Here is a 16,618-nt window from a genome sequence, read left to right on the forward strand (position 1 = left end):
GGAGTGGCCAGCGCAAAGGGCGTGGGTGGATAGTTGTTATGCTTGTTACGGAGTCAATGCAGGAGCGCCGCTTGAGGCACGAATCGGGCGTAACGTTCTGTTATGCCTGATTGTCTTCCCTTCCCCTCCTCGCACACGGAGAATCGCGCCGCAAGCTGCGCTCCTACAGCGGCTTCGTAGAGGGGGTGACTGATTAGCAGAGCTCCCACTGTTTATTCAGGCGCTTGGCAGAGACCGGGACCCGGGTGCCAAGCTGTTGTGCAAAAAGGCTCACCCGGTATTCCTGCAACATCCAGAAATACTCTTGCAGAGGCGCCGGCTGCTGCCACAGGGGCAGACCCGCAGCACGAGTGGCGTATTGCTTGTCAAAGGCCTCCAGCTCTGCGGTCAGGGTGCGGTCCTTGCCAATCTGACCACCCAGTTTGTCCAGACGGTGGCTGATAGCCTCCAGATAGCGCGGGTATTCCATCAACCAGGACCAGGGCACCTGCAGCAGGAAGTCGTCGCGGAACAGGTTGCCCAGTTGTTGCTTAAGGTCCCGGTGGGCATGGGCCCAGGCCAGCGGGAAGTTTTTTTCCAGCTTGCCCATCAGCTGCCGGTAATCAGCGAACAGCTTGCCGAAAGCGCTCAATTGCTGGCCTGCCCAGGGCACGAAATCCCCCCGATGGGCATCCAGACGGGCCCGGAAGGCAGCCTCATCGCGTAGCGGCTCGTCCAGCCGGAAATGCTCTGCCAGCAGACGCAGTACCGCATGATCCAGTGCCTGGCGGGCCATGGCGCCCTTCTCGCCCTTGAGCTTCTGAAAACCGGGCATCTGTGAGGCCTGTTTGCGCAGGTCACGCAGCTGGACACTGAGTTTGAAGCCCAACAGGCGTGCCGTCCCCCACTGATGGCTCCAGCGGGCCTCATCCACATCATCACGGTAGCGAAGCTCCACCGCGTCGCCATCATCTTCCAGGGCGGGATAGCGGCGCACCACCATGCCACCCAGATCCTGTTCGTGGGTGTCCGGCAGGCGACCGAACAGCCAATCCTGCCCCCGCGGTACTGGTTCCTGCGCCGCCGGTTCCGGCAGGTTAGCGGTGACACCAGCCAGTTTGTCACGGACTTCGTCCAGGTGGCGTCCCTGGGCCAGCACTTTCCGGTTACCGTCCACCCGGTCCACCACCTGGATAAACATGCGAAGATGGTCGGGCAGCGTGGCATCCTGCCACTCTTCCCGTTCGATCCGCACACCGGTCATCCGTTGCAATTCACGGGTCATGGCCGACAGTAACGGCTCCTGCGGATCCAGGGTATCCAGAAGCGCGCCGACAAAGTCCGGCACGGGTACAAAATGACGACGGCGGGCCTTGGGTAACGCACGGATCAGGGCTTCCAGTTTTTCCCGCAGCAACCCGGGGACCAGCCAGTCCAGCCGTGTGTCCGGCACTTGATTGAGGACCGCGAGCGGGACAATCAACGTGACGCCGTCGCGCTCCCCGGTGGGATCGAAGCTGTATTCCAGCGGCAGGCTGATGCCATCCAGGCGCAGCTGATCCGGGAACTGGTCGCTGCCCAGATCCGGGCTCCGTGACAACAGGAAATCCCGCGGCATCAGCAGTGCTTCTTTCTGGGCCGGCGAGGCCTTTTTGTTATACCAGCTCATCAGCCCGGCCAGGCTGGTCACGTCCTGCGGCAACCGCTCATCGTAAAAGGCCACCCGGGCCTCCTCGTCCACCAGAATATCGCGCCGGCGCAACTTGTGTTCCATCTCCTCCAGGGTTTCGAATTGCTCCCGGTTGGCCTTCACGAAGGGCGGCTCCCGGTGCAACTCTCCCATCACCAGCCCTTCGCGAATCATCAATTCGCGGGCTTCCTGGGGATGAATGGGCGCATAGTTGACCCGCCGACCGCTGGCCAGAATCAGGCCGAACAGGTTCACCTGCTCCTTGGCCATGGAACACCCCCGCTTCTTCGACCAGTGGGGCTCGAAATACTGGCGTTTGACCAGGTGAGCGGCGGCAGCTTCCACCCATTCCGGCTCAATTCGCGCCACAGTACGGGCAAACAACCGACTGGTTTCCACTTGCTCCGCCGCCATCAGCCAGCGGGCCTTGGTTTTCGACAGGGACGAGCCCGGCCAGATCAGCGGCTTGCGATTACGGGTGGACAGCCACTCCCCCTCGTCCGTGCGCTGCATGACGTTGGCCAGCAACCCGGGCAACAAGGCCTGATGCAGGGGCCCGTAGGCACCGTCGGCCAGCCCCTGCTCGTTCATGGCCGGCGGGTTCAGCTCCCAGCCCTGCTCCTTGCACAGCAACAGCAGCTGGCGGTGGGTATCTCGCCACTCGCGCATGCGAGTGGGCGACAGGAAGGTTTTCTTCAGCAGCTTCTCATACTGGTTGCGGCTGAGGGACTCCCGTTGGTTCTCCGCCCATTGCCACAACTTGACGAAAAACAGGAAATCCGAGTCCTTGTCGGTGAACGGCTGATGGGCCTGATCCGCCTGCTGCTGCTTGTCATGGGGCCGATCGCGGGGGTCCTGGGCGGCCAGAGCGGACACGATGATCAGCGCTTCGCGCAGCACCTTCTGCCGGGACGCCGCCACCAGTATTCGCCCCAGGGTCGGGTCCAGCGGAAAGCGGGCCAACTGCCGGCCCAGGGGGGTAAGGGTCTGTTTCGGCGTCAGCGCGCCCAGCTCATCCAGCAGCCGGTAACCGTCACGGATCAGGCGCCCGTCCGGCGGCTCAATGAAGGGAAAATCCTCCACCCGGCCCAGTTTCAGGTCGGCCATCTGCAGAATCACCGCTGCCAGGTTGGTGCGCTGAATCTCCGGGTCGGTGAAAGCGGGACGATTGAGGAAGTCGTCTTCCTCGTACAGCCGAAAACAGATACCCGGCATGATCCGCCCGCTGCGCCCGGCCCGCTGATTGGCGCTGGCCTGACTGACCGGCTCCACCGGCAGCCGCTGCACCTTGGAGTGCACGCTGTAACGGCTGATGCGGGCGGTGCCGGCATCGATGACATAACGAATACCCGGCACGGTCAGGGACGTTTCCGCCACATTGGTACTGAGCACCACTCGCCGACCCCGGTGAGACGCAAAAATGCGGTGTTGCTCCGCCTGGCTCAATCGCGCATAGAGCGGCAGGATTTCCGTGTCTCTCAGTTCGCAGCGCTTCAAGTGATGATGCACATCGCGAGTATCCCGCTCGCCGGCCAGAAAAACCAGAACATCGCGGGCTACGGGAAGGCCCTCGCGACGTTCTTCGCGCTGGATTTCCTGCAGCACGTCTTCAATCTGGCGGGACAGTTCCTGGCCTTCCGCAGGAGGCCGGTAGCGCATTTCCACCGGGTAGGTCCGCCCGGAAACCTCCAACACCGGGGCCTCACCGAAATGCCGGGCGAAACGTTCGTGGTCGATGGTGGCCGAGGTAATGATGAGTTTCAGGTCCGGACGCCTGGGTAACAGCTGCTTGAGATAGCCGAGCAGAAAGTCGATGTTCAGGCTGCGCTCGTGGGCCTCATCGATGATCAGGGTGTCGTACTGGTTGAGAAAGCGGTCCTGCTGGATTTCATTGAGCAGCATGCCGTCGGTGAGCACCTTGATAAGGCTGGTCTCGCTGACCTGCTCGGCGAAACGCACCTTGAAGCCAACGGCACTGCCAAGCGGGCTGTTGAGCTCTTCCGCTACCCGGCTGGCCACGGCACGGGCCGCCAGCCGCCTTGGCTGGGTGTGACCGATGGTGCCCTCAATGCCCCGCCCCAGTTCCAGGCAGATCTTCGGCAACTGGGTGGTCTTGCCGGAGCCGGTTTCCCCGGCAATCACCACCACCTGATGGTCGCGGATGGCCGCCTTGATCTCCTCACGGCTGGCCACCACCGGCAGGTCCGGCCAGTTCAGTACGGGCTGCGACGCCTGACGTTTTTCCCGATTGGCAATGGAAGCGGCAATGGCCTTGGATACCTTCTCCACGGCCTGGTCATTGCGCTTGTCAGCAGGCAAGCGAGACAGACCATCGATCCGCTTTTTCAAGCGAAAATGGTCCGCTCTGCGAACGTTACCCAGCTGGCTGTAGAGTGGCTTCAAAGACATGAAAAATTCAATCAACCATAAAACGTCGTAGGAGCGGCGCTCCTACGGCCTGTTTTCTTTCGTTATTCATTATTAATTGTTAACTATTCATTGCCCTTCCAATGCAGCCAGGCCTTGCCCTTTTCGGTTAACCCGCCCTTGGCAATGGTCAGATACGCGGTACTCGGCTCGGTGGGCGCCACTTTCACGTTGAACTTCATCAGCTCGTCGCGACGGAAAGCATGCACTTCCACCATTTCGCCGGGCAGGAAGTTGGCCAGCAAATTGTCGATATTGCCCTGTGTGGCCTGCAGGCCATCCACAGCGATGATCACATCCCCGGCGGATAATCCGGCTGCCATGGCCGGGCCCTGCTCGAAGGCGACAGCAATCTTCGCGCCCATGGGGTCGGCAACCAGCCGCACGCCCAGATTGGCAATACCCTCCTTGCCCGGCTTGCCACCGTTGTCACCATGGCTGACCGCACTGCGCCAGTTCAGCTCTACGCCCCGCTCAGCCAAAAGTTCCGCCAGTGGCAAATCTTCGGTGCTGTAGAGCGCCTGCTCGAAAAAGTCTGTCATCTCGCAACCGGCCACTTCCTCGGCCAGGGGCTGGATGCCCTGCTCCGGTACGCCTTCGCCGGTCTGGCCGTAACGGGCCCAGAGCAATCGCATAAGGTCATCCAGGGACTTCGTCTCGGCGGTCAGATTTCGCAGGGTCAGATCCAGCGCCAGCGCTACCAATGAGCCCTTGGTGTAATAGCTGACGATGCCATTGGGAGCGTTTTCGTCCTGCTTGTAGAAGCGGGTCCAGGCGTCAAAGCTGGATTCGGTAACGGTCTGCTTGTGACGGCCCTGTCCACGATAGACCCGACTGAGCGTTTGCCCGAGCAGCTCCAGATAGCTCTGCGGCGGAATCAGGCCGGTACGGGTCAGCGACAGGTCATCGTAATAACTGGTGATACCCTCGAAAGCCCACAGCAGTTCCGTGTGCACTTCCCGAGACAGATCAAAGGGCGTGAACGCCGCCGGCTTGATCCGTTTTATATTCCAGGTGTGGAAATATTCGTGGCTGCACAGGCCCAGATAATTGCGATAGCCGTCGCGTACCTTGCCGGGCTCGTCGGTGCGCTTGGGCAGGTCGTCGCGGGCACACATGAGACTGGTGGAATTACGATGTTCCAGACCGCCATAACCGTTGCCGGTGACCAACGTCATGAACACATAGCGATCCATGGGCGCCGGTTCGCCAAACATGCGGATATGGTGTTCGCAGATCGGCTTCAAGTCCCGGCACAGCCGCGCCATATCGGTCTTGTGACGACCGGCCAACACCACCCAGTGCGGCACACCACAGGCTTCGAACTGGGCATACTCGAAGGGGCCCATTTCCACCGGATGGTCGATCAGGGCATCGTAGTTGTCTGCCCGGAAACGGCCAAAACCCAGCTCCGAACCGGTCAGCCGGGGCAGCCCGGTGGCCAGGTGCCAGCCCAGGTAGGCCGCACCTTCCGGTGCGTCGATATCCACTTCGCAGGGCTGATCCTCGTGCCCCATGGGTGCCAGGAAGACACAGGTGCCATTGAAATAACCGTGGGTGGTATCCAGGTGGGCGCCACGCACGGACAGGTCCCAGGCGTAAACGTGGTAATGCAGCTGCACTGGACCATCGCAAGGTGGCACCTGCCAGGTTTGCTTGTCGATTTTCGCCACGGGCAGCGTCTCACCCTGGCAACTGGCCTCCAGATAGACCAGATGGCGGGCGAAATCCCGGATCATGTAGCTGCCGGGAATCCAGGCCGGCAGCGTAAACGCCTGCCCTTCCGGGGTCGGCTTCGCCACGGTCAGCGTCACTTCAAAAAGATGGGCTTCAGGGCGCAGTGGGCGAATCCGGTATTCGATCATGGTTTCTCCTGGAAATCGTGCAGCGTGCAACAGCGTCCGGCATGGTAGTTGCTGCATCACCCTGTTGCCATAGCTGTTATTATGCCATGGTCCGTGACGGGCTCAGGCAACCTGTCCGACAGGCTGCCGCGGGAACGTTTTCCCTCGCCAGCAACGCCTGCCCGCCACAGGCATCCAACCTGTCCACTGACCGCGCCGCCGGAGAATGTTATGAGCAAGCAGATGCGCTACCTGAATACGGGCGACGGCCATTCCACCGCCATTCATCACTGGCCCACCGATGCCGCCACGTCAAAAGGCATTATGGTGTGGTTGCACGGCATGGCGGAGCATGGTGCCCGTTATGAGGCCCTGGCGAAAGCGCTGAACGACCAGGGCTGGCATCTGTATTGCCCGGACCACCGTGGCCACGGCCTGAGCATCAGCGAGGCTTGCCCGAAAGGCCATTTCGGTGATGAAAACGGCTGGGATTGCCTGGTACAGGATGCGATTGCCGTGATCACCATGGCCCGTGAAACCCACCCGGGGCTTCCTTGCGTGCTTGGCGGCCACAGCATGGGCTCGTTCATTGCCCTGGCAGCGGCACAACAGACCGGCGAGAACCTGGCCGGACTGGTGCTCTGTGCCAGCGACTATCACCCGGCAACGTTTTACACCCTGATGGGGCTGCCCGTGAAACTGGCACGGCGCCGTAATGGCAAGCGCGGTGTCAGCCCCTTGATTCGCAGAATGACGTTTGGCGCCTGGGCCAAACGCGTGCCCGACCCCAGCAGTGAGTTCGACTGGCTGAGCAACGACCGGGACCAGGTACAACGTTATCTGGATGATGATCTGTGTGGTTTCGATTGCACCACCGAGTCCTGGTGCCAGTTGATCGACGGACTACGTCAGATCCACAGCATCCAGCATCTTGCCGAACTCCCCGATGCATTACCGGTGTTACTGCTAGGCGGTGAGCAAGATCCCATGAGCGATATGGGCAAGGGCATGATGGCCCTTGAGCAAGTCCTGCATACCATGGAGCAACCCTTGACCGCGCACTTCTGGCCTGACGGACGCCATGAACTTCTCAATGATCACTGCCGGGAGCAGGTACTGGATGCATTGCGCCAATGGCTTGATCCCCTGGCGGGGTAGCGATGATGGCAGGCGTCAGGTCAGCGCCATTTCACCGCTAATGAATCATAAAAAAAGCGGGCTTTAAAAAAGCCCGCTTTTTTGTGTATAGCTCGTTGCTACACCTTACTTGAACAAATTGTTTTTGATGTCCTTGAGGCCATCCAGGGTGCTATCCCAGGTTTTTTCCACGCTGGCCTTCACATCTTCCCAGCGGGCGTTGCTATCGTTACGCAACTCATCAAGCCGGGCCGCCAGTTCCTGGCGTTTTTCCTTCAGCTCCAGCTTGCGACTTTCCCACTTGTGACGAACGTCTTCACTGGCTTTGTCCGCCTTGACTTGCAACTGGTCGAATTCATTATCCAGTTCGTTAAGCTTACCTTTAATCTTTTCGATGAAAGCATTGCGATCCATCACAATCTCCTTTCAATGAATGGGTATCTCTATCATGGGGCTGACAGAGGGCTTTTCCATGGCAACTTTGTAAAACATCCCTTTACTTTGTCGCCGTCCCGGCTAAATCTAGCCCTCTTCTTCCTCCAGCGCAGACACATAGCCCAGATAACGGTTCTTGATCTGTCTGACATACTTCACCGGCTCGGCGCCCCGCACATAGCCATATCGGGCCTGACGCGCGTATTCCGGCCGGGAAAGCAGCAACATGGCCTCTTCCACATGGCCGAACCATTTATCCGGATCCTTGCCCAGTCGCTCGGCAAGACGTCGGGCGTCCTCCACATGGCCGTGGCCGGCATTGTAGGCCGCCAGGGTAAAATACAGTTTCTCTGCCAGGTCGAGACGCGCCGGGAACCGTTGCTCCAGCCAATCCATGTAGGCCACCCCTGCGGCAACCCCATTTTCCGGGCGCGTCAGGTTGCTGTAACCAAACTGACGACCGGTTCTCGGCATTACCTGCAGTAACCCCTGGGCACCGGCAAAAGAGCGCGCCTTGGGGTTGAAGCGACTTTCCTGGTACATCTGCGAGGTAATCAAGCGCCAGTCCAGTCCATACTTCAGCGCCTCGCTTTTGACCAGGTCATCGTAAGGAGAAATGGCTTTTCCGGACCCCACACGATACGCCTCGTGGGTGTTAATGGTTTTTTTCTCGCGGAAATAGCGGTTATAGGTAATATTGTAATTCAGCCCACGATAATGACGGGCAATATAGCTGTTGAGCTGCTCTTTCAACGCGGTCTGTTCCGGACGCAAGCCCCACCCAATTTCCTTGGCAGGTTCAAATTCAAACAACACCGCAATATCGTCCCGGTAGGTGGATTCCATGGCAGCCAGGTGGCTGTCAGCCATGGTCAGGTCGTATTCTCCATTGGCGACGGCATTGATCAGCATCTCTGTGCTGGCGCCCGGCACCTCCTGAACGATGAAGGGGAAATCACTCTCACGAAGTCGCTGCAGAGTATCGTAATAGGCCGTTTCCGGATTGACCGCCACAGTGCGACCGGCAAGCTGCCCGATGTTTTCCAGCGGCGACTCATCAGCACGACCAATCAGTTGCTCATTCACCTCCAGATAGCGGTCACTGAACATCCAGCCCTGGCGCTGACGGTCTTCGGTGATGGTCATGGAAGCCGCAATCACATCTCCCTCCCCGGCTTCCAGCGCGGCAAACATGGCAGACGGACTGTCACGAACAACCACACTGACCCTGAGCCGGTGTTTCTTGGCGAAATCATTGATCAGGTCGTAGTCAAACCCCATCAACTCTCCTCGCCACATGAAGTAGCTGGCCGGGTTGTTGGATGTAATGACACGCAGAACTCCCTGCTCCTGGATTGCCGCCCAATCGCGTTTTTCCTGCTGTTTGACGGACGACATGACCCGCTGGCTGGTGATGAACTGGTTGATACGATCCAGCAGCTCCGTACTGTCCTGCCGCACGGCCCAGGCAATGCGCCGTTTGCGGTTCACCACCGGACCAATTCCCGCAGCAGAGTCAGGGGTAATCAGGATATCCAGCATATTGCTGTCAATGATGGTGGCACCCAGATCACCGGACTCCACTCCCTCAACGAGCTCTTCATCGGAAAGGTCAGCGTCCAGAACATCCACCGAAATATTGTCATGGCGACGGGCGAGTTTTTCGGCCGTCTCCTGGTAAGCCGTCCCTTCCGGGACTGAAATGGTGAGATTTTTCAACTTGGTCAGGGCAATGCCTGCCTGATCGGCAGGCACGATGAGTTTCTCCTGAACCGCATTGACGGGGGTCGAAAATGCCAGGTCCTTCTGTCGTGCCTTGGTCACCGAATAGTTGGTGACGATGATATCGGCAGCGCCGGCGTTGATCAGCTGACCCAGCTCCGCGAAGCTGTCTGCATAAACCCAACGGGGCTCCAGCCCCAGGTGGCTGACAAATTCCTCAGCCTGCGCCTGGTACTCTCTGGCGGGAACTCCCTCCCGGGGCAAGCCGGAGGGCTCATCGAAACGCGGGGCAAGCAGGCGAATAAAGCCGTGTTCCTGCAAGGCAGGTAAGTCGCCGGTTTCTTCATAGTTGTTGAAGGTGCTAACGACTTCACCGACCCCCGGTTCCTTTTCACAACCGGTCAACAGGGAAATCATCAGGCACATTGGCAGGAGAATACTGCGTCGCATGGAGCCCCCTTTACTGCTCTGATTGTCATTATTAACGGCCAGTAAGGCGCTTACTGACAGGGTAACCATTCAGGGCGAGGTAGGCGATTATTTTGTCAATGCTTGCGGCGCGGTCACGTGAACGTCCGTTTGGAGAAATGCGCAGACAAAAAAAGGGGCCCGAAGGCCCCTTTTTTTCACTCCGTGAATAATCAGGGAGTCCCAACACAGATATCGTGTACGCGGAAAGATTTGTTGACATTCACCAGACCAGCGTAATCCAGCCGAATGGAATCAAATGCCTGACCAGGCGCCGGGGCCGCGATGAATCGCTGATCGGTCTTCACACCAAGACCGAGCAGATCCAAATCAAGAAGACCACCGTCCACGGTTGCACTGTCCACCTCTACTCCATCGTTGAAGAAGCGGATGGTGATGAAGTTACCGAGCACCTCCAGATTCAAAAGCTGGGACGTTGGATCACTGACCACAAAGCCCACCTCGCTGTCAGCAATATCCACGGACGTATCGTTGGCTACTGCAGCCACAAAGCCACCGCCGTACACCAGTGCCGCGCCTATGTTGATCTGGGCAAAGGTATCGTTGTTGCTGTCGATGCTGAGTTCCGGACTATCAACACTGCACCCTATGCAAACACCCAGCACGCCACCGTTTGCAGTGAAATCAGCATTGGTCAGGGGTTGGTAAGTGGTAGCCGCGGAGCAAGTGAAACCGTCGTCATCACACACATCACCTTTGCCATCGCCATCAGCATCTTCTTGACCTTCATTGGGAATCAACGGGCAGTTGTCAGTAGCATCCGGAATGCCATCACCATCGGTGTCAGTGGGATCACCGCCGCCACCGTCGCAGACATCACCAATACCATTGCCGTCGGAATCGGCCTGGTCTGCATTGGCCGTAAACGGACAGTTATCAGTGTCATTCGGTACACCATCTCCGTCTCTGTCATCGTCGCAGACGTCACCGATAGTATCTAAATCCTGATCCGCCTGATCTGTATTCGGGGTGTTAAGGCAGTTATCATTTGGATCCAGGATAGAGTCACCGTCGCGATCGTCTTCGCAGGCATCTCCGATGCCGTCAGTATCTGTATCTACTTGATCATTATTCGGGGTGTATACACAGTTGTCGTTGTTGTTATCGACGCCATCCCCATCGGCGTCATCGTCACAGACATCACCGATGCCATCGTTGTCAACGTCACCCTGCTCAGGATTGAAGATCGTCGGGCAATTATCAACGCCGTCATCGATACCGTCGTTGTCCTGATCGTTGTTCATGTCACAGGCATCACCAATACCGTCACCGTCGGAGTCTTCCTGGTTCGGGTTGGCAACCAGTGGACAGTTATCGGTGGGGTTGTCTTCACCGTCACCATCACGGTCGTCATCACACACATCACCGATGCCGTCGCCGTCCTGGTCTTCCTGCATGGCGTTTGCGTTAGCGGGACAGTTGTCCACGTCATCCGGCACACCATCATTGTCCTGGTCGTTATCACGGGTCACAGGGTTGTTGTTACCACCACTGCTTCCATCACCTTCCGCTTCACAACCTGCCAGTCCCATGCCCAGCAGAGCGGTCAGGAGCATGGCAAACAAGAATTTCATTTGCGAGTTCATATCTTTGTCCCTTATTTCTCACTAACGCGGAATTCAACGCGACGGTTCATGGCACGACCTGACTGATTTTCGTTGCTGGCAATGGGCTCCAGTTCACCGTAACCGCGAGCGGTAAGGCGATCGGCATCAATGCCCTGCTCAATCAGGTATTGGCGTACGGATTTGGCTCGCTGATCAGACAGGTTCTCGTTGTAAGACGCAGAACCGGTGCTGTCAGTATGGCCGGCAATCTCAACGTTGAAGTTTTGCTGGGCCTGTAGCGCCTTGGCCACACGATTCAGGGAAGGACCTGAGCTTGCGGTAATCTCCGCGGAATTCAGTTCGAAATTGATGTTGTTGAAGGTGATGGTCTGGTTAGTAATCATGCAGCCATCAGAATCGACCTTGGCACCCTGGATGGTATCCGGGCACTTGTCACGGTCATCCGGTACACCGTCACCATCGCTGTCCACGAAGGGTTTCTCGACGATTTTTTCCACTTCCCGGGTTTGATAGACAGTTTTCTCGACTTCAACGATCTTGGTCACGCCGAGGGGGATTTCCAGGCCCAGAGAGAAGCGCCAGTCGTTGAAACCGCCCTCATCTTCGGACAGGGTACCAGTGACGCCGTCAAAGTCGTCATACATGTAACGCGCTTCCGCGCGCAGTTTCAGGCCGTTATCGAAGATGGGGCCTGTTACTGCACCGATACCAACGTTGGCATGCAGGTCTACGCCATCGTCATCGTCCGGTACCACATCATTGTAGATGGCCCCGATATTGGCCAATACGAAGGGGGTGAAACCTTCACGGTCACCAAATGCATAGGCCAGACCTGTGCTGGCGGTGTATTGGTAGAAATCGGTTGCACCATCAATGCCGCTATCCAGGCCGTATGCGGCGCCTTCGGTCTCCCACCACCAGTGCTCAGACAGCTCTCGGCCATAAACCAAGCTGGCACCCAATCCCTTGCGAGAGATTTCACGGTCCTCGTCCAGAACCAGATAGCTGGCCATGGGTGCCAGATACTGGCGAGTAGTGTCTTCTGACTTATTTTCTGCGAGCGCCTGATTTGCCATGGCCACAGAAAGTGCAAGTGCAGAGAGTCGAATGCATCCTTTCATGGTTACCCCCCTCGGGTGTGATTGATCTGTGCAATTATTGAAATAGGTTTGCGTTCGCTTTGAAACTACCAATATGTGCGGTTACGTTGCTTTAATGTTGCCGTACAGTTTCCGCTAACTGCATTTGTTTCTGAGCGTATCTTTTCGTATCAAAACAAGCGCATCAGGACACTTTTAACGGGTTTATGTCTCATCGCTAGCATATACTGCACCATCGTGCAAATTAATGGGAGCCAAATAATATTTATGCGCAAATCCCTCACCTGCAATATACTGCTCATCGTCATGGGGACCACTATCCTTGGCGCTGTGTTGCACGCCGCCTGGCCTTTCCTGTTTTACCCCCGCCAGACCCTGTCTTTCTCCTTCCCTGCACAACCGATAACAGCTGAGGGGGCCGTCGCGAAAGCCGGTATCGCCGAACGGGACATTACGCCGCCCATCGGCATGCCCAAATTCGGCTATTCCGCCTGGGCCAGGGATGCTGATGGCTTCCGCACCCGTCTCAAGGCCAGAGCGTTCTATCTGAGTGGTCCGGGGCAGACTCCGCTTGCCATTGTTCAATTGGACCTCGGCTCCGGCTCGCTGGTGCTGCGCCACCGGGTGGCAGAACTGGTCATGGAACGCACCGATGTGCCCGCCCATGCGCTGACCCTTCTGGTCACCCATACCCACTCTGGCCCCGGCCAGTATCTGGGCAGCGACTTCTATAACGTGTTTGGCAGCAATAAACCCGGCTTCGACCCGGCCCTGTTCGAATTTCTCAGCCAGCGAATTGCCGATGCAGTGATCGATGCCTATGAATCCCGGCGCGAAGCCCGCTTTGCGGTGGGCCAGAGCGACCTGTTCGGCGTTACCCGCAACCGCTCCATGGCGGCCTGGGCCAATAACTTTCCTGATCAGGATCAATCAACGGCCGACCCCATGCAGGCAGTCAATCCGACCATGACCCTCTTGCGGATTGATCAACGCCAGGGTGATCGTTTCGAGCCCGCCGGAGCACTCAGCCTCTATTCCATCCATGGCACTGCCATCCCTCCCTTCACCCGCCCCTATCATGCGGATGTCTGGCACTGGATCAGTGGAGAACTGGAAAGAGAATTCGCCGGTGAACACTCACGGTTCATCCACGGGGTTGCCCAGGCCACCCATGCGGACAACAACCCGGCCTGGCAGAAGGATTTACGTGGCGACCTGGAGGCAGAACGTATCGGCAAGGCATTGGGAAACCATGCCATCCGGCTGTTTCATTCTCTCGAAACCCGGCTCTCCCCCACCCTGACCACCGCCATCGCCAGTCGCCAGCTGGACCTGCTTGACGACATAGACGGGGGGCGCTTCGAGCTTTGCGAGCGGGCGATTGCTGGGGCCTCCGTGGCAGGCGCAGCCAACGGCGATGAGGTTTTCCCGGTGTCTTACCTGCCGTTTCTCGCGGAGGACTGGCCGCGCCGGTTTTTTACCGATAACTGCCAGGGCGTGAAGCAATGGATGTTGTCCAAACTGCAATTGTTATTACCTGCCGAGCGCTTCCCCCACCAGGCCCTTTTCCAGATCGTGCGCATCAATCAGCTGGTATTGGTCCCCCTGCCCTGGGAAATCACCCTGGAAAGCGGCAACCGGATTCGACAGGCGGTAGCCGCTACCCTGCCTGAGGGCCCCGACTGGCAGGTGGAAATTTCCAGCCTGGCCAATGGCTATTTCGGCTATGCCGTGACCCCGGAGGAATACGCGCTTCAGTACTACGAGGGCGGGCACACCCTGTATGGCCCCCACACCCTGGATTTCCTGATACAGCAAAGCGTCAGGCTGAGCCGGGATTTACAGCAACAGGGCAACATCGACCAGATTCCGCGCCAACAGACCTTTTCCCTGCTGAGCCGACAGTATTTTCCTGAAATGCTGACAGCGCCGGGCCCACGTCGCTGGGTAAATGCGCCCACGCATCATCAGGGTAACGCCACCACTGGCCCTTACTGGAGCCTGGAATTGTCTGCAGAAGCTGCCAGCCGGATGGCACTGGATCGTCCGCTGCTGGCGATTCATTGCCATGATCACGTGATTACCGATGACAGTGCCGAGCTGCAGCTTCTTCACCTGCGCGATACCGAAAAGGAAACCGGTCGCTATGAAGTGCGCTGGTACCCCGGCACACAGCCGCCGTCCCGGCCCTGTCGCTTTGCCGTCGATACCGGCGAGAGGCAACCGCTGTTTTCCGCGCCCGTGCCCTGATCCGTGCCGGAACCGCACGGATTTGCCGGGTTCTGCGAGGCGGCCCTTACTGGCTGACAACACCGTCACAACCCCGAACAGGGTAACGCGGTAACGGGTGAGCCAAACCCGCGGCACTGCTACACTGATGCCGTGCCAGATGGCACCGTTTTTCTCCCGGAGATCCGCCATGCGCCCGCTGTTTCGCTTTCTGTTACCCGCCCTTCTCGTTGCCGGCTGTGCCAGCACCACCCAGGTCACCACCCGCTTTACCGCCGACGAAAGCCATCCACCTCAGGGCACATTGCTGCTGGTGGCCCACACCCCGGAAGGCAACACCCGCGAAACCTGGGAACTGACCTGCAAGGAAATATTTTCAAGTGGTTCGTTGACCATTTTGCTCAGCCACCAGGAATTACCGCTATGGTACGAAGGCGGAAAAAACCGCATTCTCGACTGGGCGCAAAGCAATGATGTGCAACGGATTCTGGTGGTGGAACTGACCCACTTGTTGATTGATGCCGCGGCGCCGCCCACGGCGGGCAATCGCCTCAACCCCATGGACCAGTCCGCCGGCGAGATGACGCCGACCTGGCAAGTCGGCATCGGTGGCGAGCTGGCCCCGGAGGACGTGCCCGAGGCCCTGCGTCAACATGGTGCCGAGCTGATCAACGCCGACGGCAAGCCGCTGTGGACCGGCATCGCGACCACCCACGAAGCCAGCAATACCGTTGCCATTGCCAAGAGCCAATGTACGGCCCTGCGCAAAACACTCAAAGAGAACGCGTTAATTCCCTGACAACGGAAAACCAAGACTATGACTGGCCCACTGAACGGACTGACCTTTATCGAACTGGCCGGCATCGGCCCCGGCCCCTTCTGCGGCATGATGCTCGCGGACATGGGTGCCACCGTGATTCGCATTGACCGCCCCGGCGGCAACCCCCATGCGGCTATCGGCCATAGCGTGCTGTTCCGCAATCGGCAGAACCTGGCCCTGGACCTGAAAAGCCCGGAAGGCATCGAGACCGTCCTCAAGCTCTGTGAAACCGCCGACGGCCTGTTCGAAGGCTTCCGTCCGGGCGTGACCGAACGCCTGGGCATTGGCCCGGAACAGTGCCTGGCCCGTAACCCCAAACTGGTTTATGGCCGCATGACCGGTTGGGGCCAGACAGGTCCGCTGGCCAAGGCCGCCGGCCACGACATGAACTACATCTCCCTGTCCGGGGCGCTTCATGCCATGGGCCGCCAGGGAGAAAAACCCGCCATTCCCCTGAACCTGGTGGGTGATTTCGGCGGTGGCGGCATGATGCTGGCCTTCGGCATGGTCTGTGCCGCTCTGGAAGCCCAGCGCTCTGGCGAGGGCCAGGTGGTCGACAGCTCCATGGTGGAAGGCTCCGCTGCCCTCATGGCCATGTTCTATGGCCTCAAGGCCCAGGGTATGTTCACCGAGAATCGCGGCACCCATATGCTCGATTCCGGCGCCCACTTTTATGAGGTCTACGAAACGGCGGACGGCAAGTTTGTGTCCATCGGCAGTATCGAACCACAGTTCTATGCCGAACTGTGCCGCATCGCAGAGTTACCCGCCGAGGACTTTGCTCAGCAAATGAACCCGGCCAAATGGCCGGAACTGAAACAAAAACTGGCGGCGGTCATCAAACTCAAGAGCCGTGATGAATGGACCGCGTTGATGGAAGGTACCGACGTGTGCTTTGCACCGGTATTGAGCCTTGAAGAAGCGCCTTCACACCCGCATAACGTGGCAAGAGGTTCCTTTGTCACTGTTGGCAACACCGTACAGCCGGCCCCGACACCGCGCTTTTCGCGCAGCGCCGCCAGCGATATCAAACCCGCGGCCAGCGCCGGAGCCGACAGCCAGGCGGTACTGCGCCAGGCCGGTTTCAGTGACGAACAGATCGACAGATTGATCAGTAGCGGCGCAGTGAAGCAGGACTGACCTGAGCGACTGTTGCAGCCTGGCTTGCAAGGGGAAGG

The 16,618-nt window shown here is 58.5% G+C and carries 10 protein-coding genes; 4 read left to right on the forward strand and 6 right to left on the reverse strand.

Features of this window, described 5'->3' with window-relative positions; translation table 11 throughout:
- Nucleotides 1-193: 193 nt before the first annotated feature.
- On the reverse strand, nucleotides 194-4,078 hold the full coding sequence (gene hrpA / locus A0251_RS07385; protein ID WP_062816338.1) for an ATP-dependent RNA helicase HrpA: 3,885 nt from the start codon (nucleotides 4,076-4,078) through the stop codon (nucleotides 194-196).
- A gap of 83 nt (nucleotides 4,079-4,161) precedes the next feature.
- On the reverse strand, nucleotides 4,162-5,961 hold the full coding sequence (locus A0251_RS07390) for a M61 family metallopeptidase (protein WP_062816211.1): 1,800 nt from the start codon (nucleotides 5,959-5,961) through the stop codon (nucleotides 4,162-4,164).
- A gap of 210 nt (nucleotides 5,962-6,171) precedes the next feature.
- Between A0251_RS07390 and A0251_RS07395 the strand changes: the two genes are divergently transcribed.
- Complete coding sequence (locus tag A0251_RS07395; protein WP_062816212.1) at nucleotides 6,172-7,098, forward strand: alpha/beta fold hydrolase; 927 nt, start codon at nucleotides 6,172-6,174, stop codon at nucleotides 7,096-7,098.
- A gap of 105 nt (nucleotides 7,099-7,203) precedes the next feature.
- Here the strand turns inward: A0251_RS07395 and A0251_RS07400 are convergent, their stop codons facing one another.
- The 4 genes from A0251_RS07400 to A0251_RS07415 all read right to left on the reverse strand — a co-directional run bounded on the left by A0251_RS07400 (nucleotide 7,204) and on the right by A0251_RS07415 (nucleotide 12,412).
- A complete protein-coding gene (locus A0251_RS07400; RefSeq protein ID WP_062816213.1) occupies nucleotides 7,204-7,491 on the reverse strand; it encodes a hypothetical protein in 288 nt (95 codons plus the stop codon).
- Between the two features lie 108 nt (nucleotides 7,492-7,599).
- The gene (locus A0251_RS07405) at nucleotides 7,600-9,684 is read right to left on the reverse strand and encodes a transporter substrate-binding domain-containing protein (RefSeq protein WP_062816214.1); all 2,085 of its coding nucleotides are present in this window, start codon (nucleotides 9,682-9,684) and stop codon (nucleotides 7,600-7,602) included.
- 191 nt (nucleotides 9,685-9,875) lie between these two features.
- On the reverse strand, nucleotides 9,876-11,297 hold the full coding sequence (locus A0251_RS07410) for a thrombospondin type 3 repeat-containing protein (protein WP_231874186.1): 1,422 nt from the start codon (nucleotides 11,295-11,297) through the stop codon (nucleotides 9,876-9,878).
- A gap of 23 nt (nucleotides 11,298-11,320) precedes the next feature.
- Complete coding sequence (locus tag A0251_RS07415; RefSeq protein ID WP_062816216.1) at nucleotides 11,321-12,412, reverse strand: OmpA family protein; 1,092 nt, start codon at nucleotides 12,410-12,412, stop codon at nucleotides 11,321-11,323.
- Nucleotides 12,413-12,658: 246 nt separating this feature from the next.
- Here A0251_RS07415 and A0251_RS07420 point away from each other — a divergent pair, with 246 nt between their 5' ends.
- The 3 genes from A0251_RS07420 to A0251_RS07430 all read left to right on the forward strand — a co-directional run bounded on the left by A0251_RS07420 (nucleotide 12,659) and on the right by A0251_RS07430 (nucleotide 16,580).
- The gene (locus A0251_RS07420; protein ID WP_062816217.1) at nucleotides 12,659-14,641 is read left to right on the forward strand and encodes a neutral/alkaline non-lysosomal ceramidase N-terminal domain-containing protein; all 1,983 of its coding nucleotides are present in this window, start codon (nucleotides 12,659-12,661) and stop codon (nucleotides 14,639-14,641) included.
- 169 nt (nucleotides 14,642-14,810) lie between these two features.
- Entirely contained in the window at nucleotides 14,811-15,419 is a 609-nt protein-coding gene (locus tag A0251_RS07425) for a hypothetical protein (RefSeq protein WP_062816218.1), read from the forward strand.
- Between the two features lie 18 nt (nucleotides 15,420-15,437).
- On the forward strand, nucleotides 15,438-16,580 hold the full coding sequence (locus A0251_RS07430) for a CaiB/BaiF CoA-transferase family protein (RefSeq protein WP_062816219.1): 1,143 nt from the start codon (nucleotides 15,438-15,440) through the stop codon (nucleotides 16,578-16,580).
- Nucleotides 16,581-16,618: the final 38 nt, after the last annotated feature.

Origin of the sequence: Alcanivorax sp. NBRC 102024 (assembly GCF_001602235.1) — a bacterium.
In the GTDB taxonomy this organism is placed as follows: Bacteria; Pseudomonadota; Gammaproteobacteria; order Pseudomonadales; family Alcanivoracaceae; genus Alcanivorax.